Here is a 20,653-nt window from a genome sequence, read left to right as displayed (position 1 = left end):
CGACCCCTCAGCGAACCGGCGCCGACACCGCCGCTGCGGGCGACGGCTCCGACGACGGCCGCACCCCTCGACCAGGCCGGAGCACCGCCTCCACCCGCTCACGGTCGAGCTCGCCCTGCCACCGCGCCACCACGAGCGTCGCGACGCAGTTGCCGAGCAGGTTGACGCTCACCCGCATCGCGTCCATGATCCGGTCGGCACCGAGCAGCAGCGCGACGCCCGCGACCGGGAACAGCCCGAGACTCGTCGCCGTCGCGGACAGCGCCAGGAACGACGACCCCGGCACCCCGGCCATGCCCTTCGACGTCAGCAGCAGCACCCCGAGTGCCGCGACCTGCTGCTCGAGCGTGAGCGGCACCCCGAACGCCTGGGTCAGGAACAGCAGCGAGATCGACAGGTAGATCGCCGCCCCGTCGAGGTTGAACGAGTACCCCGTCGGCACGACGAGCCCGGCGACGCTCCGTGAGACGCCGACATCGGTGAGCCGGGTGATCATCCGCGGCAGGACGGCCTCGGTCGACGCGGTGCCCAGGGCCAGCCCGAACTCGGCGCGGGTGTGCCAGACGAACCGCCAGATCGGCACCCCGGACAGCAGCCGCCCGCCGACGAGCAGCGCCACGATGAACACCGCCGCTGCGCCGTAGCAGGCCCCGATCAGCAGCCCGTACGACCCCAGGGTGTCGATGCCGTACTGCCCGACCACGTACGCCATCGCCCCGAACGCACCGAGCGGCGACAGACGCATCACCCAGCCCAGGATGCGGTAGACGACCTCGAGGCACAGGTCGAGGCCCCGCACGAGCGGCCGCGCACGGTCACTGCCGATCGCGGCGATCGCCGCGCCGACGAACACCGCGAAGACGAGCACCTGCAGGATGTCGTTCGTCGCGAACGCGTTCACGACGCTCGACGGGATGAGGTCGAGGATGAAGGTCCCCGCGTCCGGAGCCGTGCCACCCGCGGTCTTCGCCGCCACGGCCGAGGCGTCGAGCGACGACGGGTCGATCCGCAGGCCGGCCCCGGGGCGCACGAGATTGCCCACCAGCAGCCCGAACACGAGCGCGCACGACGACGCGAGCAGGAAGTAGATCATCGCCTTGCCGGCGATCCGGCCCACGGACCGCAGGTCGCCGACGTGCACGATGCCCGTCACCACGACGATGAACACGAGCGGTGCGATCACCATCTCGATCAGCCGGATGAACCCCTGCCCCACCACGTTGAGCACCGGCGCGGCCGCGGGGAAGCAGACCCCGACGGCGATGCCGAGGGCCACCCCGATCGCGATCTGCACGAACAGCGAGTGGTACCAGCGGGCGGGAGCACGATCCGTGGTGGTGACGTCCATGCATCCACCCCACCGCGCGCGTGTTTCGACGACGTTGCGAGTCTGTTCCCACCTGCCGCGCCGCACGTCCACCGAAACAGGGCCGCACGCCCACCGAAACAGGGCCGCACGCCCACCGAAACAGGGCCGCACGCCCACCGGAACAGGGGTCAGCTGCCGCCGACGACCGTCAGGGTCGGCCGGTGCCGAGCACCGGACTCGTCCTGGCTCGTCAGCACGCTCCACGACCGGACGACACCGGCCGACGGACCGACCAGGGTGTGGTCGATCGGCATCGCCAGCCGCGGATCGAGCCACGTCGGCCACGTGCCGAGCGCCGCGGCGTGCACGGTCGACGCGGCGTCCCGGCACGAACCGAGACCCCCGTCATCGAAGCTGTCGACCGATCCGTTGAAGTCCCCCGATACGACCACGTCAGCGCCGCGGCCGCACTGTTCGCCGACCCACCGCAGATCGGTCCGCCAGCCCGCCAGGCCACGCCCGATCGGTTGCGGAGCGTGTAGGGCGACGATCGTCGGGATCGACGGCCCGGACACCGTCATCGTCTTCACCGGATCGACGCCGGACGACATCGAGGCGCCGGACGCGCGATCGGCCCCGACGAGCACCGCCACCTGCGTGCCGGCACCACCCATGAACAGCCGCACCGGCCGACCGTGCTGCCCCATCGCCCGCGCCACAGCGGCGGCGGCCCGTCGGTCGCCCACGTCGGGGAGCACGACGACGTCCGCCCGTGCGGTCAGTGCCGCACGGGCGATTCCCTGCGGACCGACGAGTCCGCCGTTGGTGTTCCACTCGAACACCCGGAGCGCACCCCGGACACCGTCGACCGGCCGCACGTCCCACCCCCGCACGCTGAGCACCGCCGAGTTCGCCACGGCGACGACGAGCAGGAGCCCACCGAGCGACGCTGCAACCAGCCGCACGAGTCGCGTGCGTCGCAGGACGACGGCGACGAGCACCAGGGCGAGACCGGCAGCGACCAGTCCCGCGGTCACGAGAGACCGGGCCGGCAGCACGGCGGCGAGCACCGGAGCCCGCCCCACACCGAGCCACGGAGCAGCGACGAAGACGGCACCCAGGACGGCACCGACCAGCAGCACGATCACGACCGCCACGGCGGTCCGGACGGCAGCACGACGACGAGGCACCCTCGGATCATCGTGGACGGCAGCCTGCAGCCGCCGGTGAACGGCGACCTCGCGCTGAGGATCCTGCTGGGTCCCAGCACCCGCCGCGCCCGCAGCGGCGCGGGGCACCACCGCACCCGCAGCGGCGCCGGGGACCAGCCCACGCCGTGGGGCGTCACGACGCCGGACTGGAGGATCGGTGCCAGCTGGCACCGAGCCTCCAGTCCGTCACCCGCCCACGTCGCGAGCCGCACGCGCGACCGCGGGCAGCTAGCTGCCGTTCGCCGCGACCACGTGCCACACGAGCATGCCGACCGTCACGAGGGTGCCGAGCACCGAGACGATCGCCGCGACGACGCCGAGTCGGCGTCCGCGACCGGGCCGCACGATCGCGACCACCGCGAGGATCGACGCGACGAACTGGAACGGCCACCCGAGCACGAACACCGACGGCCAGCAGCTGCAGTACAGGCCGGTCAACGCGAGGAACAGCGCGAGCAGGGCGATGCCGAGCCGGTTCGCCCCGGCGTCGTCCGGCTCGCCGCCCACGCTGTCGGCGCCGTCGTCGAGCGGGCCGCCCGGGTACGGGTTGTCGGGGCGGAGCGCCTGCAGCGCCCGGATCCGTTCGGCGTCGAGCCCACCGTCGCGGGCACGGGCCGCATCGGCCAGCGCGAGCGCGTCGTTGCCGTGCCCCGCAGCCTCGTGCTGGGCGATGGCCCACGCGAAGAGCGCGCGCTGTCGGGGGTCCGAGCGGGTCGCGGCGTCGACCGCCCAGCCGAGCGTGGTGAGGAAGAGCAGGCCCCCGAACGCGAGCAGGACCGCCCGGCCCGGCTCGTCGGGGTCCACCCGGAAGAGCACCACGCTGCACACCACCATGCCGACGCCGAACAGGGCCGTCGCCCCGATCTGGCCGCGCCAGTAGCCGTTGCCCGAACTCGCCCCCGCGGGTGTGGTCATGCAGCGACCCTAGTGCCCGGGTGCCGATGCTCGAGGACCCGCAGCGAGCCGATCGTTCGTCGACTCGCTCGTGCCCCCCGCTGGGAGCGGAGGCGGGAGGATCAGGTCGGAGTGCCGAGCTGGTAGCCGGTGCCGCGGATCGTCGTGATGAGGTCCCGGTCGGTCTTCCGCCGGATGTAGTGCACGTACGTGTCGACGGTGTTCTCCTGCTCGCCGTTCTCGAACACGGCGGAGAGCAGGTGCTTCCGCGAGAACGCGCGCGCTGGCTCCGCCGCGAGGAACCGGAGGAGGGCGCTCTCCTTCTCGGTGAGCAGGATCCGCCCGGAGTACGGCGAGTGGATGCTGTGGTCGTCGGGGTAGAAGGTCCAGCCTCCGATCTCCACCCCCGTCCCTGTGCCGGTGTAGTCCCGGGTGAGGGCTCGGAGTCTGGCGGCGAGTTCGTCGAACTCGAACGGCTTCACGAGGTAGTCGTTCGCTCCGGCGTCCAGACCGGAAACGCGGTCGCGGAGTTCGCCGAGTGCGGTGAGCATGAGGACCGGGGTACTGATCCGTCGGCTCCGGATCGCGCCGACGAACTCGGTGCCGTCCATGCCGGGGAGCCGGCGATCGACGACCATGACGTCGAAGTACTGCTCCACCGCCGCGACGAGCGCCTGCTCACCGTCCGGCGCGAGGACCACGTCCCAGTCGTCGCGGAGCACCTCGGCGACGAGCGGCCCGAGCCTGGGGTCGTCCTCGACGAGGAGCAGCCGCTGTCCCATGGCATTCATCCTTCCGCGATCGTCCGTGTCGTGGTCGGGATGTCCGTCGGTGTGCGGTGTGTCGGGATCCGGAGGGCGAAGACCGTTCCCTGATCGCCGGTGGACTCGACGGTGACGGCTCCTCCGGCGCGGACCGCGATCTCCCGGACCAGCGCGAGCCCGATGCCGTACCCCGTGCGCGTCGCGGCGCGTTCCGGGCCGGGCCCGGTGCCGTGCGCGAAACGTTCGAACACCCGCGCCGGCGCGATCCCGGTGATGCCCGTGCCGTCGTCCTGCACGCGGACGCACACTCGGTCGGGCTCCGATGTGGTGGTCACGGTGACGGTGCCGCCCGGTGGGGTGTGGCCGATGGCGTTGTCGGTGAGGGCGACGAGACACCGGTGCAGCTGTGTCGGCGTCAGGGCCACGGTGGCGCTGTGGTCGGCCACGCGGAGGCGCACCTGCCGTTCGGCGGCCAGCACGCTCATGTCGCGGCGGAGCACCGCCAACCCGTCCTCCAGACGTGTGACGCCCGGTTCGGTGGGTGTCCCGGCAGCGGCTCCGAGGAGGTCGTCGACGATGTCGATCAGGATCCGCGTGTCGCCGGTGACCTCGTCCACGATGCCGCGGCGCGGATCGTCGGCGGGTGTCTGCATGCGGAGTCGTTGCACGCGGGCATGGAGGACGGCGAGCGGTGTGCGCAGTTCGTGACTGGCGTCCGCGACGAAGGTCCGCTGCACACGCAGCGCCTCGGTCAGCGGGCGGACCGCGCGGCGCGCGATCAACCAGGACGCGACTCCCGCGAAGACGATCGCGAGCCCGCCGACCCCTGCGATCGCGACCGTGAGATCGACGGTGTCCAGGGTGATGTGCACGTCGAGCGGGCCGGCCTGCTCCCGCTGCTGGCCGGGGGTGAGCTGCCAGACCACGTACGCGACGACCAGGGCGATGATCCCGACGACCAACGCGGCTGACACTGCCGCGACGCGCACGGCGATCCCGATGACCGAGCGTCGAGAGGCGAGGCGATCCGCGTCCTGGTCCGGCTCGCGACGGAGCGACCAACGTGCAACGGCATCGACGAGTCGATGCCATGTGGTGCCGATCATGCGGTCGCTCCGTCCCTTCCCGCGAAGCCGACCAGATCGGTCCACCGGGATTTCTTGGTGAAGTCTTGCAGGCCCCTTCGTACCGTCGTCAAACCGAACCGGGCAGCAGGCCCACGGCACGACGAGGAGCACGCCATGACCCATCTGACCGCCAGGCCCCGCCCGCTGCGCAACAAGGTCCCCGACCCGACCCCGTCGTTCTGGATCATCAAGGTCCTCGCCACGACCGTCGGTGAAACCGCAGCCGATCTGCTCAGCGACACCCTCGGGTTCGGTCTCCCGCTGACGACGGCCGTGATGGCCGCAGTGCTCGTCGTGTTCCTGGTGCTGCAGTTCCGGACGCGGGCCTACCGGCCGGTCACCTACTGGGTCACGGTCGTGCTGATCAGCATCGTCGGGACCTGCATCACCGACAACCTCACCGACGGGCTCGGCGTTCCACTGGGTGTGAGCACGACCGTGTTCGCGGTCGCTCTCGCCGTGGTGTTCATCGCCTGGTACCGGACCGAGCGCACGCTCTCGATCCACGAGATCGACACCACCAGGCGGGAAGCGTTCTACTGGCTGGCGATCCTGTTCACCTTCGCGCTCGGCACCGCGGCCGGTGACCTCATCGCCGAGCAGACCGGCCTCGGCTACCTGCCGTCCCTGCTGTTGTTCGCCGCAGCGATCGCCGCGGTCACGGCCGTCTGGTTCATCGGCCGTCGCGGTGCCGTCACCTGCTTCTGGATCGCGTACATCCTCACCCGTCCGCTCGGTGCGTCGACCGGGGACCTGCTCTCCCAGCCGACACACGACGGCGGGCTCGGCATCGGGACCATCACCACGAGCATCGTCTTCCTCGCCGTCATCGCAGCGCTCATCGCATGGATCTCCGTCGGCCTCCACGAACGCGTGCGGACCGGCGCCCACGAGCAGCTGTCGTCGTGATCGCCCGGTCCCGCTGACCGAGTCCACTTCGCCCGCACCCAGCCGGAAAGGCCACGATGCTCACCGTCCCGCTCGCCGTCCACCTGTTCGACGCCGGATCCGTCCTGCACGCGTTCGGCCCCGCCGTCCTTGCGGGGATCGCAGTCCTCATCTTCATCGAGTCCGGGGTGCTGTTCCCGTTCCTGCCCGGTGATTCGCTCCTGGTCACCGCAGCGATCACGAGTGCTGCACTGGGCATCGCGCCATGGCAGGTCGCGGTCGTCGCGTCGATCGCTGCCGTCGCCGGGGACCAGGTCGGCTACTGGGCCGGTCGACGCTTCGGCCGCCGGCTCTTCCGTGCGGGTGCACGGGTACTCACGACCGCTCGGTTGGACGAGGCCGAAGCGTTCTTCACCAGGTGGGGCGGGCTCTCCCTGGTCCTCGGTCGGTTCGTTCCGGTGGTCCGGACCTACGTCCCGGTCGCGGCGGGAACAGCGGACATGCACTACCGCAGGTTCATCCTGTGGAACGTCGTCGGTGCGGTGGGCTGGGCCTGCGGACTCACGGTGGTCGGGGTGCTGCTCGGCGGGATCCCGTTCGTGGCGCACAACATCGACGTCCTCATGATCGTCGTCGTCATCGTCTCGATCCTGCCCATCCTGATCGGGGTGGTCCGGAAGCGAGCGCGCAGCCGGACCGACCGGAGCCGCCCGGACGAGCAGCCCGTGGCGAGCGACCGATGAGCGTGACCGGCACCCGGACACTCCCGAACCGGGTCGCCGAACCGTCCGGGTCGTTCTGGGTGATCAAGATCCTCACCACGGGGATGGGTGAGGCGCTGTCGGATCGGCTCGTGACCCGCTTCGCCCCGGCCCCCACGGTCCTGATCACCGGGGTCGTGTTCGTCGTGGTGCTCGCTGTCCAGTTCCGGTCTCGCCGCTTCTCGCCGTGGAAGTACTGGTCGGCGGTGGCGATGGTCGCAGTCTTCGGCACCATGATCGCCGATGTCGCGCACGTGGTGGCAGGGATTCCCTACCTCGTCTCCACACCGGTGTTCCTCGCAGTCCTCGTCATCGTGTTCGCCGCGTGGCGACGAACCGAGGGGACCCTCGACGTGCACACCGTCACCACCACCCGACGTCAGGAGTTCTACTGGGCAACCGTGATCGTGACGTTCGCCATGGGCACTGCGGCGGGTGACCTCATCGCCTCGACGCTGCACCTCGGGTACCTGCTCGGTGCCGGCGTCTTCCTGGGCGGGATGGCGGTGGTCGTCGTGCTGCGGCGGACGAGGACCCTCGGCCCGGTCGCGGCGTTCTGGACCGCGTACGTCCTGACCAGACCGCTCGGCGCATCGGTCGCGGACTGGCTGGCCGTCTCCCCGCTCCGAGGTGGACTCGGCTACGGCGCCGGCATGGTCAGCGTGATCGCGTTGCTCGCGATCCTCGTCGTCATCGCGATCACGAGCGACCGCCGACGCTCCGGTCCACGCACGGCGTCTGACGGCTGACACCGTTCCGGCCGTACAGTGCACCAGATGACCGAGCAGCTGACATGACCGAAGACGTCCTGGTGCGCACGGTGCTCGGCGTCCTTGCGCTCGTCGCGACGGCGACCGTCGTCCTGCTCGCTGCTCGCGCGTCGGCACCCTGGGCTCCGGCAGCGGCGATCGCGCGAGGTGTCCTGCAACTCGCTGCCGTCAGCCTCGTGCTCACCGGTGTCATCCGATCGCCCGTCCTGATCAGTCTTGCGCTCGGGGTGATGTTCATCGTGGCGACGTGCACGTCGGCCCGTCGGCTCGGGGACCTCCGGACGATGGTGCTGCCGGTCGCCGGAGCCATGGCGTCCGGCATCCTGGTCAGCGCGGTCGTCGTCTTCGGGAGCGGAGCCATCGCACTCTCGCCCCGCTACGCACTCGCGCTCGGCGGCATCGTCATCGGCAACGCGATGTCGATCGCGACCATCGCCGGTCGTCGCTTCCGCGAACTCGTCGACGATCGGTGGGACGAGATCGAGGGGTGGCTCGCGCTCGGAGCGACACCCGGCCGCGCCACCGCGGACCTGGTCCGACGCGCCGTGAGTGCCGCCCTGGTGCCGACGGTCGACCAGACGAGGACGACCGGGCTCGTCACCCTGCCCGGCGCATTCGTGGGGGCCGTGTTCGGTGGCGTGTCCCCGCTCGAGGCCGGGCGCTTCCAGATCGTGGTGCTCGCCGCGATCATGGCGACCGGCAGCATCACCGCCGTGCTGCTGACCCGTTGGCTCGCCCCGGTACGGACCAGGCCGGCCGTCGAGACGACCCGCTGACCGCTTCGCGAGGCCGGCAGCGTGCGCCGATCCGGAGCGCGAGCGGTACTGCAGCGGGAGCGCCCCGACTACTGCGGACGCAGTACGTGAGCCAGGCGCCGACGTGTGTGCCGTCGTGTGCTCGAGGACTCTCACCCACTCCCAGTCCGTGCCGCGCCACGCGCCTGCTCGCCGCGCCTACGCTCCGAACGTCCGGCCATCCCCCGACGGAAGCGGCCCCCGTGTCCTCGTACCTGCTCTGCGCCCCGCCCGTCTACGGCCACCTCGCGCCGCTCGTCGACGTGGGCCGCGACCTCGCCGAACGCGGCCACGAGATCACCGTGCTGACGGGGTCCAAGTACCGCGAGCTCGTCGTCGGCGCCGGGCTCCGGTTCGTGCCGCTGCCCGCCGACGTCGACTTCGACGACGCCGATCTGCAGGAGCGGCTCGCCGACGCCAGTGCGGCACGCGGGATCGCCGTCGTCCGCGAGGGCATCATCGCCATGTTCGTCCGCGCGATCCCGTCCCAGTACCGCGCGCTGACGGCGCTGCTGTCAGCGGGGCGCTTCGACGCGGTGCTCGGCGAGGCGTCGTTCACCGGGCTCGCGCCGTACCTGGCCCTGCCGTCCGCGGAGCGTCTGCCCGTGCTCGGGATCGCGACCACCCCGGTGACGCTCACCAGCGTCGACGCGGCACCCTTCGGCACTGCGCTCTCCCCGGGACGCGGGCCGGTGGCTCGCGCGCGCAACCGACTGCTCACCGCCGCGATCCACCCCCTGCTCACCCGGCCGCTGCGTCGAGCGGTGGACGCCGTGCTCGCCGAGGTGGGGGCACCGCCGTCGACGATCGACACCTTCGACTTCGCGTACCGCGCGTTCGACACCCTGTTCCAGCTGAGCGTCGCGGAGCTCGAGTACCCGCGCCGGGAGCTCCCCGACTCGGTCCGGTTCCTCGGTCCGGTCGGGGCCCGCGCGGCACCGACGCCCGGGGCCGACCTGCCCGCGTGGTGGGACGACCTGGACACCGACACCCCGGTGGTGCTCGTGACCCAGGGCACGATCGACACCGTCGACCTCGGCCGGCTCATCGCGCCGACGCTCCGCGCCCTGGCGGACGAGGACGTCCTCGTCGTCGCGACCACCGGTGGCCGCCCCGTCGACCAGGTTCTCCGCGCGCTCGGCACGGCACTGCCCGCCAACGCCCGGGTGGCGACCTTCCTGCCCTACGACCAGCTCCTGCCGCGGTGCAGCGTCGTCGTCACGAACGGCGGGTTCGGCGGCGTGCAGCGTGCCCTCGCACACGGCGTGCCGCTCGTGGTCGCCGGGTCGACCGAGGACAAGCCGGAGGTCGCCACCCGGGTCGCGTGGGCCGGGTGCGGGCAGAACCTGCGTTCCGGGACGCCACGACCGGCGGCGATCCGTCGGGCGGTCCGCGAGGTCCTGGCGACGCCGACCCACCGCGCCCGCAGCCGTCAGGTCGCGGCGTCGATCGCGGCCCTGCCGGACCCCGTCGACGACATCGAGGCCGGGCTGGCGGCGGCCGTCGCCGCGGACGGCACCCCGCGACGCTGACCCCGCCTGCCGGCCCACGTCGTGGGGTCGAGATGAGACGGACGGGAGGCCCGGTGCCAGCTGGCACCGGGCCTCCCGTCCGGCTCATCCCGGGTCGTCGTGCCCGGTGCCGGTCCGCGGTGCCGTCGCGGACGCCGTCCGGATCCGGAGCGGCACGGTCCCGGCGACGTACCGGTCGTCGCCCGCCTCGAGCGGGCGGCCGTCCTCGGCGGTGCTGGACCGGCGCACCTGCAGGAGCGCCGCGCCGGGCCGGACCCCGAGGAGCGCGGCGTCGGCGTCGTCGGCCAGCAGCGCGTCCACGGTGGTGACGGCGGCACCGACCCGGATGCCGAACCGGTCCTCCAGGGTCGCCGACACCGACGTCTGCCCGCCGGGGATCGTCCGGATGACGGCGGCGACCCACGGCGCGTAGGCGGTGCGCTCGAGCATGACGTCGACACCGTCGAGGGAGCGCACCCGCACGACGTGCAGGACGGGCTCGTCGTGCGCGGCGCGGAACAGGCGCCGCTCGCGCACGGTGGCCGGCCGTTCCTCGACCGCCACGACCCGCCCGCCGGGCTCGTGCCCCCGGGCCCTGGCCAGTTGACCGAAGGACTCGAGCACACCCGCGTCGTGACCGAGCGTCGTGGTGCGCACGCGCCAGCGGGAGCCGGCACGTGCCGTCAGGACCTGCCGCTCGCGGAGCATCTCGAGCGCGTTCCGCACGGTGCCCCGCGCGACGGCGTAGTCGGCCGCCAGGTCGTGCTCGGCCGGCAGGACGCCCGTGGCGTCGAACTCACCGCGGAGCACCCGGTCGGCGAGGTCCTCGGCGATGTCGCGGAACAGTGGTCGCACCCGGTGATCCTCCCCCGCCGCGGCTCGAGCTGTCCAGGTGTGTGGGAGTCCTCCTGGGATCGACACCGGAACCGCAGGGCCGAGCCACGGCGCACCTGGACAGGTCGATCCCGACTCCACCGGACGCGTTCACCCCGCCGCCACGGCCGGGCAAGGCACGGTTCAGCGCACCTCGTTGTCATGCTGACGGGCGCTCCTCCCCCGCAGCGCCCGCACTCCCACGACCTGGAAGGCCTGCGATGAGCACGAGGAAGCCCGAACACGGCGCACCCGACGTCAGCCTGGACGCCGCACCACCGCTGACCCCGGACGCGGCGTACACCGCAGCGGTCCGCCCCGGCCTGAGCCGCCGGACGGTCCTGGTCGGCGGCGCAGCAGCGATCATGGCCGGCGTCGCGGCAGGGTCCGCGTTCGGACCGGGCGCGGCCGACCGCGCCAGCGCCGCGACCGCCCGTGCCGTCCCCACCGGCACGATCGCCGACGTGAAGCACGTCGTCGTGCTCATGCAGGAGAACCGGTCGTTCGACCACTACTACGGCACGATGCCCGGGGTCCGCGGGTTCTCGGACAAGCAGGCGCTCGAGCTGCCGACCGGACACGACGTCTTCCACCAGCCGGCGGCGGCCCGCACCGACGGAGGCGCGATGCTGCCGTTCCGGCTCGACACCACCCGGTTCAACGCGCAGAACGCCGACGGCCTCGACCACTCCTGGGGCGGTGGGCACACCGCGTGGAACGGCGGGGCCTGGAACCGGTGGGTCGACGCGAAGAGCGCCCAGACGATGGGCTACTTCACGAGCGAGGACATCCCGTACCAGCGCGCACTCGCCGGAGCGTTCACGGTCTGTGACGACTACCACTGCTCGCTCAACGGTCCGACGACGCCGAACCGCCTGTACCAGTGGTCCGGCACCATCGACCCCCGCGGCGCCCAGGGCGGACCGGCGACCGACAACCCGGCGGACTACGAACCGGTGTTCGCCTGGACCACCTACGCCGAACGACTGCAGGCGGCCGGGGTCACCTGGAAGACCTACGCCAACGACGAGGTCGGCGACAGCTCCGCCGACCCGTACGTCGGCGACTACGGCGACAACCCGCTCTGGCTGTTCGAGCAGTACCACCGCGCGCTCGCGTCCTCCGACCCCGCCCAGCAGGAACTCGCCGCGCGTGCCGGGCTGCACGACGGGTGGAAGCCGAACTCCGGCAAGGGCCTCGACGTCACCCACCTGCTCAGCCAGTTCGGGCAGGACTGCGCGACCAACAGCCTGCCGACCGTGTCGTACGTCGTCGCCCCCTACGGCTGGAGCGAACACCCGGCCGCCAGCCCGGACTACGGCGCCCACTACACGAACGCCGTGGTGCAGGCGCTCTTCAGCAACCCGGACACCTGGGCCTCCACCGTCCTGCTCGTCAACTACGACGAGAACGACGGGTACTTCGACCACGTCGTCCCCCCGTTCGCCGAACCCGGCACCCCCGACGAGTACGTCGACGGCCTGCCCATCGGCATGGGCGCCCGCGTGCCGATGACCGTGGTGTCCCCGTGGAGCCGTGGCGGGTGGGTCAACTCGCAGGTGGCGGACCACACGTCCGTGATCCAGTTCCTCGAACACGTCACGGGCGTCCGCGAGCCGAACATCTCCGACTGGCGACGGACCGTCTCCGGGGACCTGACGAGCTGCTTCGACTTCAGCACCCCCGACGCGAGCATCCCCGGCGCCGACGTGGTCCCCGGCATCGAGCAGACCCGCGCGCTGGTCGCGGCCGCCGACGCCGACCAGGCGAAGCCGCCCATCGAGGAACCCGCGATCGGCGCGCAGACCGTGCCCGTCCAGGAGCCCGGCACCGTCCGCCGTCGGAGCCTGCCCTACCGGCAGCACGCGGACGCGACCGTCGACCGGAGCACCGGTCGGGTCACCGTGACGCTCGCGAACGACGGTCGCCAGGGGGTCAACTTCCTCGTGTACCCGAACACCGCGATGCCGTTCGCCGCGCACCCGAAGACCGTCCCCGTGGGTGCGACCGCCGACTGGGCGTGGGACACCACGACGACCGACGGCGCCTACGACGTCAGCGTCTACGGACCCGACCGGTTCCTCCGGCGCTTCGCCGGCACCGTCGCGGTCGGTGGTCGGTCGACCGGCGGGGTCCCGCACGTCTCGGTCGTCCGGGACACCCGCGGTCGGCGCACCCTGCAGCTCCTGCTCGAGAACACCGGCGGGGCAGAGCTCCGCTTCGTGCTCGTGGCCAACGACTTCGTGGAGCACCGCGAGACCGCGCACGTCCGCGGTTCCGGGCACAAGACGATGCACTGGCCGCTCGACGAGTGGGGGTACTACGACGTGGTCGTCACCGCGGACGGTGTGCCCGGGTTCCGGTACCGCTTCGCCGGGCGCGCGGAGCGCTGAGGCGGGCCGACCCACGTGGGTCGGCAGGGGCGGTCAGGCCGCGTCGACGACGAAACGGGAGGCCCGGTGCCAGCTGGCACCGGGCCTCCCGTCTCGTCTCGTGACCGTCTCACGTCCGTCCCGCGTGCCGTCTCGCTTGCCGTCTCACGCGTCGGCGGCGGTCCCGGCGGGTGCCACCGGTGTGACCGGGCTCGCGGCGTCGGCGTCGGCTCGCGCAGCCTGCCGGGCCAGCGCCGCGTCCAGGAGGCGTTCGACGAACGGCAACGCCACCACGATCGCACCGACGACGGCCGCGACGGGGACGTTCACCGTCCAGCCGCGCAGGATCGAGTAGATGGTGGCGCCGAGGACGACCCACACCACGACCGTGAGCGGCCGCACCGGACCGGCGTCGGCGAGCAGGTTGATCGCGTCGACGGCCGCGGGCAGCCCTCGCCGTCCGAGCAGTGTCAGCATGACCCCGATGACGATGAACCCCATCGCCCGGACGATGCCGACCCAGGCGACGTCGCTTGCCGGATCCGCCAGCACACGCTGGATGAAGACCACCGCTGCCAGGACCCCGACGGCGAACAGGGCGACGATCACGAGGACGGTCAGGAGACGGACGGAGCGGCGCACGAGGACTCAGCATAGAGACCCGACGCGGCGCCCCGACGCACCGGCTCGACTCGCTAGGCGACGACCACCTGCGCGTTGACCAGGATGTCGTGCAGGTCGGGACGGAGCGCATCCTGTGAGGTCGTCCGGACCTTCACGATGAGCGCCGCTCCCGGCTTCGCGAAGGCGCGCGCGACCGTCGCCGACCACGACCCGTCCGTGTTGTGCCCGGCGATCGACAGGAACTGCGCGGTGCCGCCGGTGATCGTCGGCAGCAGCTGCTCCTCGAGTCGGTCGGCCGGCAGCCCCGCGGCCGTGAACAGCTGCTCGGTGGCGGCACGGTCCCCGATCGTCGGGTCGAGGTCGGTCAGCCGCTGCTGCGTGATGGTCGCCACGGAGCCGTCGGCGTTCGTGTACTCACGCGACCCGGTGGTCGGGTCCTCACCGGTCTGCTCCCAGCCGTCGAGTGCCGAGACCTCGAGCCCGAACGCGGGCAGCGTGCTCGCCGAGAGCGCGTCGCCGTCTTCGAACGTGAGGTCCTTCGTGGCCGAGTCGACGGTGGCCGGCGCGGTCGGCGTCTCCGTCGGTGCCTGGGTCGGCGCTTGTGTCGGTGCCGACGACCGCGGTGTGGCCCGCTCCGTCCCCGGTGCCGTGGTGCCGGTCCCGGCGCAGCCGGAGAGTGCGAGCACGGCGATCACGGTCGCCGTCCCCGCCGTGGTCATCCTGGATGTGATGGACATGTGGTTCCCCCTCGGATCCCGCCGTGCGCCCCGTGCACCGGTCGGTCCGAATCGGAGCCTACGGGTCCCGGCAGCGGCGCGCCGCTCGGGCTCGCGTATCAGCCGACCGGACCGGCGGTGTACATCGGTTCGGCGCCGGTCGTCACCGATGCCCGCACCCCGCCGCCGACCAGACGGACCGTCAGCGTCCCGCTGAGCGCCGTCGCCGACAGCGACACCCGTCCGTGCAGCGCCGCCCCGCGCGGCCAGCAGGCGCTCGTGCCCTCGAGCTGGTCGGCCGACGCGACGAGGCAGATCGTCGAACCGTCCCGACCGACCCCGGCCCAGACGTTCCACGGTGTCGCCGCGTCGTCGCCCGACAGCGATCGGTTCGTGAACACCAGACGGGTGCTCGAGGGTTCCATCGGCGTCGCGATCCCCGCTGGCGGCCGGTCCGCGACGGTCTGCGGCTGCTCGAGCCGCCGGTCGATCGTCACCGTTCCGGCTGGCGGCGTGACGGTGGTCGTGGGGTCGACGGGGCGCGCCCCCAGCGACAGTCCGACCCCGGTCCCCGCGACGAAACCGATCACGACAGCGGCTGCGCCGAGGGTCCAGAGGACGCGGTGGCCGGAGCGTCGGATGCGACCGGCTCGCTGGCGGACGCCGGCCAGGAGGCCCCTGCCGCGGTCGTCCGCATCCGTTCCGCGGTCGGCGGCTCGCGTTCCGTGCGCGTCGGCTGCGGGTGCGCTGTCGACGCGGTGCGGGTCGGCGTCGTGCGAATCGGCGTTGTGCGGATCGGGCCCGGAGCGGGCGGCGAGGGCACTCCGCGCGTCGGCCGCGTCGGCCGACGTGGACGCGGCTCCCCAGGCGATGCGTTCCAACCGTGCCCGTTCGGCGTCGGCGTCCTCGGTCGGGTTCATCGCACTGGTCGCCCCGGCCCTGGAGCGGTCACGAGTCCCTGCTTGCGCCCCGAGCACGCTTGCGGCTGTGCGCACGGGCAACGAGCACGGAGCCGATCTGCACGGCGGCGAGGATGATCCAGATGACCGCCATCTGCGTGTGGAACCGGGACGGTTCGACGACGGCCAGGACGAGCCAGACCAGCGCGATGACCGCCCACACCCAGACGAGCCACGGCAGGGGCCGGCCGATCAGCCGTTCGAGCAGACTGCGTCGCTGCATCTCGGTCATGGCGCTGACGCTACCGGACGCCAGGGTGATCGCCGAGGACCCGGGGCGACGATCGGTCAGATCCTTCCGGATCTGGTGGCTGCCGTTCCGGAAAGCGGGCCGAAGCGGTCAACCCGCCGGCAGCGCGCGGCGTCAGGCTCAGCTCCGCACCGTGCACGGTCGCGATCATCGCCACGAGCGGCAGGCCGAGTCCGTGCCCGCTCCCGTTCGTCCGCGTGCGGTGGCGGCGGCGGAACGGCTCCGTCAGCTCGTGCGCCTCGTCGGCCGGGATCACCTCGCCGTCGTTCTCGACCCGGAGCTCGGACGACCGATCGTCGAGGACCACCCGCAGGCTCCCGCCGGAGACGTTGTGGACCACGGCGTTCCGGATCAGGTTGCCGACGAGTTGCCCGAGCAGCGGTCGGTTGCCCAGCACGACGACGTCGTCGAGTTGGACCGACACGACGATCCGCCGGGCGAGGCGTTCCGCGTCCACTGCCAGCAGCGCGGCCGCGACCTCGTCGCGGAGCGACACCGGGCGCGCGTCGATGGGTTCGTCCCCCCGTGCCAGGTCGAGCAGCGCCGTCGTCATCCGGATCATCTGGTCCGTGGTGACGAGCAGCCGTTCGAGGGTCTGCGTCCGGTCCGGCCCGTCGGGTGTGCGGAGGGCGACCTGGAGCATCGTCTTCATCGTGGCGAGCGGGGTCCGGAGTTCGTGCGAGGCGTTCGCCGCGAACCGCGACCGACTGACGAAGGCGGTCTCCAGGCGGCCGAGCATCCGGTTCAGCGTCGCACCGACGTCGCGGATCTCGTCCGGTGGACCAGAGACGTCCACCCGGGCGTCCAGCGTCCCGGCACCGAGCCGGTCGGCGGTCGTGATGATGTCGCGCAGCGGGCGGAGGAGTCTGCCCGCGACGAGCCAGCTGACGACACCACCGATGCCCCCGACCACGAGCAGCGCCGGGATCGAGACGATGACGAAGAGGCGGAGGACGTCGTCGCGGCCGGTGATCTCGTACACGTCGTGCGTCGACCCGTAGGGGAACGGGCCTGCCGTGAACGCGTAGCCGGGGACGATGGCGAGGACTGCGAAGACGACCGCGAGCATGACGGCGCCGGTGAGCAGGATCAGGGCCGTGTAGGTCAGGGTGAGCCGCGCCCGGATCGACGGACGGTGCAGCGCAGGGATCCCCATGCGTCGTGACCCTCGCGGACAGGACCCTGTGCGATCGCGTACCCGACACCGGGCAGCGTCCGGATGGCGTCGGGACTGCCGAGCTTCTTCCGCAGGGTCGAGATGGTCAGCCGGACCGCGTTGGTGAACGGGTCAGCGTGCTCGTCCCACACCTGCTCGAGCAGCTGCTCGGCACTCACGACGCCACCGTCGGCTCGCAGCAGGACCTCGAGGACCGCGAACTCCTTCCGCCCCAGGCGCAGGTAGCGACCGTCGCGGTAGGCCTCGCGTCGGAAGGGGTCGAGCCGGAGGCCAGCCGTCTCGAGGACCGGGGTGACCGCGCGACGTGCTCGCCGGTTGAGCGCGCGGAGCCGTGCCACGAGCTCCTCGAAGTCGAAGGGCTTCCCCAGGTAGTCGTCGGCCCCGAGCTGGAGGCCGTGGACCCGCTCCGCGAGTGTCGTCGACGCCGTCAACATGAGGACGCTCGGCGCTTCCGGATCAGCAACGATCCGGGCACAGACCTCGTCGCCGTGCAGACCGGGGATGTCCCGGTCGAGCACGACCACGTCGTACGCGTGGACGGCCAGCTGATCGAGCGCGGCGAAGCCCTCGCCCACCGTGTCGGCGGCGATCGCTTCGAGCCGCAGGCCCGCGCGGATCGCCTCCGCCAGGAACGGCTCGTCCTCCACCACCAGTACCCGCACGTCGCTCCTCGCTGCCCCGGCCGATCCGGACCCGGTCAGCACAGCAGATCGGATGTATGCGGAGCGTATGCGCTCGACCAGACGCTCGGCTGACGTGCCGACTGTTCCGATGTGGGCATGTCCAGAACCGACCCCGCGCTCGAGAACCCTGTCCTGCCGTCGTTGACCGGCCTGCGCTGGGTCGCTGCGTTCGGGGTCTTCGCCTACCACGTGCGGAACCTCGGGTACTTCGACGGGAACGCGCAGAGCACCCTGAGCACCGTGGTCGGCAGCGGCGACACCGGCGTCTCGCTGTTCTTCATGCTCTCCGGCTTCGTGCTGGCCTGGTCGGACCGCACCGACGGGGAGCGCGCAGGACCACTGCGAGCGGCACTGCACTTCTGGTACCGCCGTGCCGCGCGGATCTGGCCGCTGCACCTGGTCGCCGTCCTCGCCGCGATCGTCGTGGGAGCGACACTGATGCCGAGCATCCGGACGGCGTCGCCGGCAGCCCTCGTGGCGAACGTCCTGCTCGTCAACGCCTGGCACGCCCCGTGGTGGCAAGCCGGGAACCCGGTGTCGTGGTCCCTCGCCTGCGAAGCGTTCTTCTACCTGACGTTCCCGTTCCTCATCCGACCGATCCGACGCGCTCACCCTGCCGTGCTCACGGCCCTCGCCGTGCTCGCAGCCGTCCTCGTCCTGGTCGCACCGGTGCTCGTGCCGCACCTGCCCGGTTCTCCCGTCCCGGCGAGCTGGCCACCGGCACGGTTCCCGGAGTTCCTGCTCGGCGTCCTGAGCGCTGCCCTGGTGCGCTCGGGCGCCTGGCGGGGACCACGACTCGCGGTCCCCGTCCTGCTGACGGTCGCAGGACTCCTCTCCGCAGACCTGCACCCCAGCTCGGGGTTCGCACTGAGCGGTTGCACGGTCGTGGGGTTCTCCCTGCTGCTGCCCGCGCTCGCCAGGGCGGACGCCGAAGGACGCTCCACCGGTCTGTCGTCTCCACTGCTGGTGCGACTGGGGACCAGGTCGTTCGCGTTCTACCTCGTCCATCTCCTGACGATCGACGCCGTGCTGGCCTTCCGACCCCGGGGCGCGGCCGCCGGAGCCGTCACCAGCACACTCCTGGCCCTGCTCGCGTTGGTGGTCGCGATGGCCGTCGCGACCGTCCTGCACGACGCGGTCGAGGTTCCGGTCCGCCGACTCCTGCTCCGCGGCCTGCGGCCCGCTGTTCGGCCTGGGCCGGAGGCCCGGCGACCGGACGAGGTCTTCAGGCAGCCGATCCGCCCGACGGTCGCACGTTCCCGTCGGTGATCGACTGGCGGTAGGCGTCGATCTTCCGTTCCAATGCGGCCAGGTGACGGAGCAGTTCCCCCTGTCGCTCCAGCACGACCGCGTGGTGGCGCTCGAGGAGCGCGAGTCGTTCGGCGTCATCGGCACCGGCTCGGTACGCGGCCGCGTACTCACGCATCTCCTGCACGTTCATCCCCGTACCGCGGAGCATCACCGTCCCGGCGAGCCAGCGCAGCGCCGCCGTGTCGTACCGCCGCCAGCCATCCGGACCACGGTCGGGCGCGGGCGCGATGCCTTCCTTCTCGTAGTAGCGGATCGTGTCGATGGTGATGCCCAGCACGTCCGCCGCGACGCCGATCGTCACCGGTTCGACGACGTGGACCTCGGGAAGCAGCACAGGGCGCAGTCTCGCACTTGACATGGTGTGCGCACCAGGGTGGATCGTCGTCCTCGCCCGGGTCCTCCCCGGAGAAGAACGGAGAACTCCCGTGCAGCAACTCCCCCTCGGCTCGCAAGGCCTCGTCACGTCCGCACTCGGGCTCGGGTGCATGGGGATGAGCGCCTTCTACGGTGGTGCCACCGAAGCCGGGTCCGTCGATACCATCCGCCGCGCACTCGACACCGGGATCACCCTGTTCGACACGGCAGAGGCGTACGGGCCGTTCGCGAACGAAGAGCTGCTCGGCCGGGCCCTCGGCGCCGACCGGGGCCGCGTGGTCGTCGCCTCGAAGTTCGCCACCGACTTCGCCGACGACGGCACCCCGATCGGACTCGACGGGTCCCCGGAGCACGCACGCCGCGCGATCGACCGCTCCCTCAGCCACCTCGGCACCGACCACGTCGACCTCTGGTACCTGCACCGCGCCGACCCGAACGTGCCGATCGAGGAGACCATCGGCGCGATGGGTGAAGCGGTCGCCGCGGGCAAGGCCCGTGCCATCGGCGTCTCGGAGACCTCCGCCGAGACCCTCCGCCGTGCGCACGCGACGTTCCCGATCACCGCGATCCAGTCGGAGTACAGCCTGTTCGAGCGTGACGCCGAACACAACGGCGTCCTCGACACCGCCAGGGAGCTCGGCATCGGGTTCGTGCCCTTCTCGCCGCTCGGTCGGGGGTTCCTGTCCGGCAACATCACCCGGAAGGACGGCCTGCCCGCCGGCGACGCCCGACGGAACCTCCCCCGGTTCTCCGACGAAGCCATCGACGCGAACCTCCGCATCGTCGACGCGCTCAAGGTCATCGCAGACGAGAAGGGCGTCACCACGGCGCAGCTCGCCCTCGCGTGGCTGATCCAGGCCGGTACCGTGCCGATCCCCGGCACCACGAGGGCATCGCGTGTCGAGGAGAACGTCGCCGCTGCCGACGTGGTGCTCACCGCCGGCGACCTGGATCGCATCGAGGCGGCCGCACCGCACGGTGTCGTCGTCGGCGCCCGCAACACCGAGGTCGGGATGGCGCGAGACCGCGGCTGACCGAGGGTTGTCGTCGTCGTGCTCGTCTTCCTCGCCGCTCGCGGAAGCACGGGCCGGAGCCCACTGCAGGATCAGCAGGACGCCGAGTGGCGTGCACGGCGTGAATGAGCGACGGCGAGCCCGAGCAGCGCGTCGTTCCGGCGGCCGGTAGCGATCCGCTGCCGGACACCGCGTCTCGAGGTTCCGCGTGCCGGCTCCTACGCTGGCGGTGTGGACGAGTGGTGGGATCTTGTTGACGCGGCCGGGGTGC

21 protein-coding genes are annotated in these 20,653 nt (G+C 71.9%); 8 read left to right on the top strand and 13 right to left on the bottom strand.

Annotated elements, in window-relative coordinates:
* Positions 1-7 precede the first annotated feature (7 nt).
* The 5 genes from QRN49_RS17540 to QRN49_RS17520 form a co-directional block, all read right to left on the bottom strand.
* Positions 8-1,348 carry a cation:dicarboxylate symporter family transporter gene (locus QRN49_RS17540; protein ID WP_284756949.1) on the bottom strand — a complete coding sequence of 447 codons (1,341 nt, stop codon included), beginning with the start codon at positions 1,346-1,348 and terminating at the stop codon, positions 8-10.
* Positions 1,349-1,497: 149 nt separating this feature from the next.
* The gene (locus tag QRN49_RS17535) at positions 1,498-2,499 is read right to left on the bottom strand and encodes an endonuclease/exonuclease/phosphatase family protein (protein ID WP_284756947.1); all 1,002 of its coding nucleotides are present in this window, start codon (positions 2,497-2,499) and stop codon (positions 1,498-1,500) included.
* 249 nt (positions 2,500-2,748) lie between these two features.
* Positions 2,749-3,435 (bottom strand): hypothetical protein, encoded by a 687-nt coding sequence (locus QRN49_RS17530; RefSeq protein WP_284756945.1) that lies wholly within the window; start codon positions 3,433-3,435, stop codon positions 2,749-2,751.
* 101 nt (positions 3,436-3,536) lie between these two features.
* Positions 3,537-4,196 (bottom strand): response regulator transcription factor, encoded by a 660-nt coding sequence (locus QRN49_RS17525; protein WP_231495656.1) that lies wholly within the window; start codon positions 4,194-4,196, stop codon positions 3,537-3,539.
* A gap of 5 nt (positions 4,197-4,201) precedes the next feature.
* On the bottom strand, positions 4,202-5,284 hold the full coding sequence (locus QRN49_RS17520) for a sensor histidine kinase (protein WP_284756941.1): 1,083 nt from the start codon (positions 5,282-5,284) through the stop codon (positions 4,202-4,204).
* A gap of 135 nt (positions 5,285-5,419) precedes the next feature.
* On the opposite strand from QRN49_RS17520, the gene QRN49_RS17515 reads away from it, so the two are divergent.
* The 5 genes from QRN49_RS17515 (at position 5,420) to QRN49_RS17495 (ending at position 10,050) form a co-directional block, all read left to right on the top strand.
* Entirely contained in the window at positions 5,420-6,214 is a 795-nt protein-coding gene (locus QRN49_RS17515) for a COG4705 family protein (protein ID WP_284756939.1), read from the top strand.
* A gap of 56 nt (positions 6,215-6,270) precedes the next feature.
* Positions 6,271-6,936, top strand: coding sequence for a DedA family protein (locus QRN49_RS17510; protein WP_284756937.1), 666 nt, complete (start codon positions 6,271-6,273; stop codon positions 6,934-6,936).
* Positions 6,933-7,703: a COG4705 family protein gene (locus QRN49_RS17505; RefSeq protein WP_284756936.1), complete on the top strand. Its 771-nt coding sequence runs from the start codon at positions 6,933-6,935 to the stop codon at positions 7,701-7,703. Before QRN49_RS17510 ends, QRN49_RS17505 begins: the two co-directional genes overlap by 4 nt.
* A 44-nt stretch (positions 7,704-7,747) precedes the next feature.
* Positions 7,748-8,500 (top strand): ABC transporter permease, encoded by a 753-nt coding sequence (locus QRN49_RS17500; protein WP_284756935.1) that lies wholly within the window; start codon positions 7,748-7,750, stop codon positions 8,498-8,500.
* Between the two features lie 221 nt (positions 8,501-8,721).
* Entirely contained in the window at positions 8,722-10,050 is a 1,329-nt protein-coding gene (locus QRN49_RS17495) for a nucleotide disphospho-sugar-binding domain-containing protein (protein WP_284756933.1), read from the top strand.
* A gap of 84 nt (positions 10,051-10,134) precedes the next feature.
* Here QRN49_RS17495 and QRN49_RS17490 read toward each other — a convergent pair whose 3' ends face one another.
* Positions 10,135-10,884, bottom strand: coding sequence for a GntR family transcriptional regulator (locus QRN49_RS17490; RefSeq protein ID WP_284756931.1), 750 nt, complete (start codon positions 10,882-10,884; stop codon positions 10,135-10,137).
* A 239-nt stretch (positions 10,885-11,123) separates the two neighbouring features.
* On the opposite strand from QRN49_RS17490, the gene QRN49_RS17485 reads away from it, so the two are divergent.
* Complete coding sequence (locus tag QRN49_RS17485) at positions 11,124-13,295, top strand: phosphocholine-specific phospholipase C (RefSeq protein ID WP_284756929.1); 2,172 nt, start codon at positions 11,124-11,126, stop codon at positions 13,293-13,295.
* 144 nt (positions 13,296-13,439) lie between these two features.
* Here the strand turns inward: QRN49_RS17485 and QRN49_RS17480 are convergent, their stop codons facing one another.
* The 6 genes from QRN49_RS17480 to QRN49_RS17455 all read right to left on the bottom strand — a co-directional run bounded on the left by QRN49_RS17480 (position 13,440) and on the right by QRN49_RS17455 (position 17,662).
* Positions 13,440-13,916: a hypothetical protein gene (locus QRN49_RS17480; protein WP_284756927.1), complete on the bottom strand. Its 477-nt coding sequence runs from the start codon at positions 13,914-13,916 to the stop codon at positions 13,440-13,442.
* A 53-nt stretch (positions 13,917-13,969) separates the two neighbouring features.
* Positions 13,970-14,635: a hypothetical protein gene (locus QRN49_RS17475; protein ID WP_284756926.1), complete on the bottom strand. Its 666-nt coding sequence runs from the start codon at positions 14,633-14,635 to the stop codon at positions 13,970-13,972.
* Between the two features lie 98 nt (positions 14,636-14,733).
* Entirely contained in the window at positions 14,734-15,534 is an 801-nt protein-coding gene (locus tag QRN49_RS17470) for a hypothetical protein (protein WP_284756924.1), read from the bottom strand.
* Positions 15,535-15,562: 28 nt separating this feature from the next.
* A complete protein-coding gene (locus tag QRN49_RS17465; RefSeq protein ID WP_194653868.1) occupies positions 15,563-15,805 on the bottom strand; it encodes a hypothetical protein in 243 nt (80 codons plus the stop codon).
* Between the two features lie 10 nt (positions 15,806-15,815).
* The gene (locus QRN49_RS17460; protein ID WP_284756921.1) at positions 15,816-16,979 is read right to left on the bottom strand and encodes a sensor histidine kinase; all 1,164 of its coding nucleotides are present in this window, start codon (positions 16,977-16,979) and stop codon (positions 15,816-15,818) included.
* Positions 16,928-17,662, bottom strand: coding sequence for a response regulator transcription factor (locus QRN49_RS17455; protein ID WP_284756919.1), 735 nt, complete (start codon positions 17,660-17,662; stop codon positions 16,928-16,930). The genes QRN49_RS17460 and QRN49_RS17455 overlap by 52 nt, the downstream gene beginning before the upstream one ends.
* A gap of 117 nt (positions 17,663-17,779) precedes the next feature.
* Here QRN49_RS17455 and QRN49_RS17450 point away from each other — a divergent pair, with 117 nt between their 5' ends.
* The gene (locus QRN49_RS17450; protein WP_284756917.1) at positions 17,780-18,952 is read left to right on the top strand and encodes an acyltransferase family protein; all 1,173 of its coding nucleotides are present in this window, start codon (positions 17,780-17,782) and stop codon (positions 18,950-18,952) included.
* On the opposite strand, the gene QRN49_RS17445 is transcribed toward QRN49_RS17450, so the two are convergent.
* The gene (locus QRN49_RS17445) at positions 18,909-19,328 is read right to left on the bottom strand and encodes a MerR family transcriptional regulator (RefSeq protein ID WP_181440506.1); all 420 of its coding nucleotides are present in this window, start codon (positions 19,326-19,328) and stop codon (positions 18,909-18,911) included. The genes QRN49_RS17450 and QRN49_RS17445 overlap by 44 nt on opposite strands.
* A 91-nt stretch (positions 19,329-19,419) precedes the next feature.
* On the opposite strand from QRN49_RS17445, the gene QRN49_RS17440 reads away from it, so the two are divergent.
* Complete coding sequence (locus tag QRN49_RS17440; protein ID WP_284756914.1) at positions 19,420-20,403, top strand: aldo/keto reductase; 984 nt, start codon at positions 19,420-19,422, stop codon at positions 20,401-20,403.
* Positions 20,404-20,653: the final 250 nt, after the last annotated feature.

Source organism: Curtobacterium sp. ME-Dv--P-122a (assembly GCF_030209645.1).
GTDB classification, from domain to species: domain Bacteria; phylum Actinomycetota; class Actinomycetes; order Actinomycetales; family Microbacteriaceae; genus Curtobacterium; species Curtobacterium flaccumfaciens.
This window is presented reverse-complemented; position numbering and strand designations above follow the sequence as displayed.

Excerpts from the sequence above, each read along its gene's own strand:
- QRN49_RS17525 (WP_231495656.1), bottom strand. The coding sequence starts at position 4,196 with ATGGGACAGCGGCTGCTCCTCGTCGAGGACGACCCCAGGCTCGGGCCG.
- QRN49_RS17460 (WP_284756921.1), bottom strand. The coding sequence starts at position 16,979 with ATGGGGATCCCTGCGCTGCACCGTCCGTCGATCCGGGCGCGGCTCACC.
- QRN49_RS17505 (WP_284756936.1), top strand. The coding sequence starts at position 6,933 with ATGAGCGTGACCGGCACCCGGACACTCCCGAACCGGGTCGCCGAACCG.
- QRN49_RS17510 (WP_284756937.1), top strand. The coding sequence starts at position 6,271 with ATGCTCACCGTCCCGCTCGCCGTCCACCTGTTCGACGCCGGATCCGTC.
- QRN49_RS17540 (WP_284756949.1), bottom strand. The coding sequence starts at position 1,348 with ATGGACGTCACCACCACGGATCGTGCTCCCGCCCGCTGGTACCACTCG.
- QRN49_RS17485 (WP_284756929.1), top strand. The coding sequence starts at position 11,124 with ATGAGCACGAGGAAGCCCGAACACGGCGCACCCGACGTCAGCCTGGAC.
- QRN49_RS17520 (WP_284756941.1), bottom strand. The coding sequence starts at position 5,284 with ATGATCGGCACCACATGGCATCGACTCGTCGATGCCGTTGCACGTTGG.
- QRN49_RS17515 (WP_284756939.1), top strand. The coding sequence starts at position 5,420 with ATGACCCATCTGACCGCCAGGCCCCGCCCGCTGCGCAACAAGGTCCCC.
- QRN49_RS17465 (WP_194653868.1), bottom strand. The coding sequence starts at position 15,805 with ATGACCGAGATGCAGCGACGCAGTCTGCTCGAACGGCTGATCGGCCGG.
- QRN49_RS17500 (WP_284756935.1), top strand. The coding sequence starts at position 7,748 with ATGACCGAAGACGTCCTGGTGCGCACGGTGCTCGGCGTCCTTGCGCTC.
- QRN49_RS17475 (WP_284756926.1), bottom strand. The coding sequence starts at position 14,635 with ATGTCCATCACATCCAGGATGACCACGGCGGGGACGGCGACCGTGATC.
- QRN49_RS17530 (WP_284756945.1), bottom strand. The coding sequence starts at position 3,435 with ATGACCACACCCGCGGGGGCGAGTTCGGGCAACGGCTACTGGCGCGGC.
- QRN49_RS17450 (WP_284756917.1), top strand. The coding sequence starts at position 17,780 with ATGTCCAGAACCGACCCCGCGCTCGAGAACCCTGTCCTGCCGTCGTTG.
- QRN49_RS17470 (WP_284756924.1), bottom strand. The coding sequence starts at position 15,534 with ATGAACCCGACCGAGGACGCCGACGCCGAACGGGCACGGTTGGAACGC.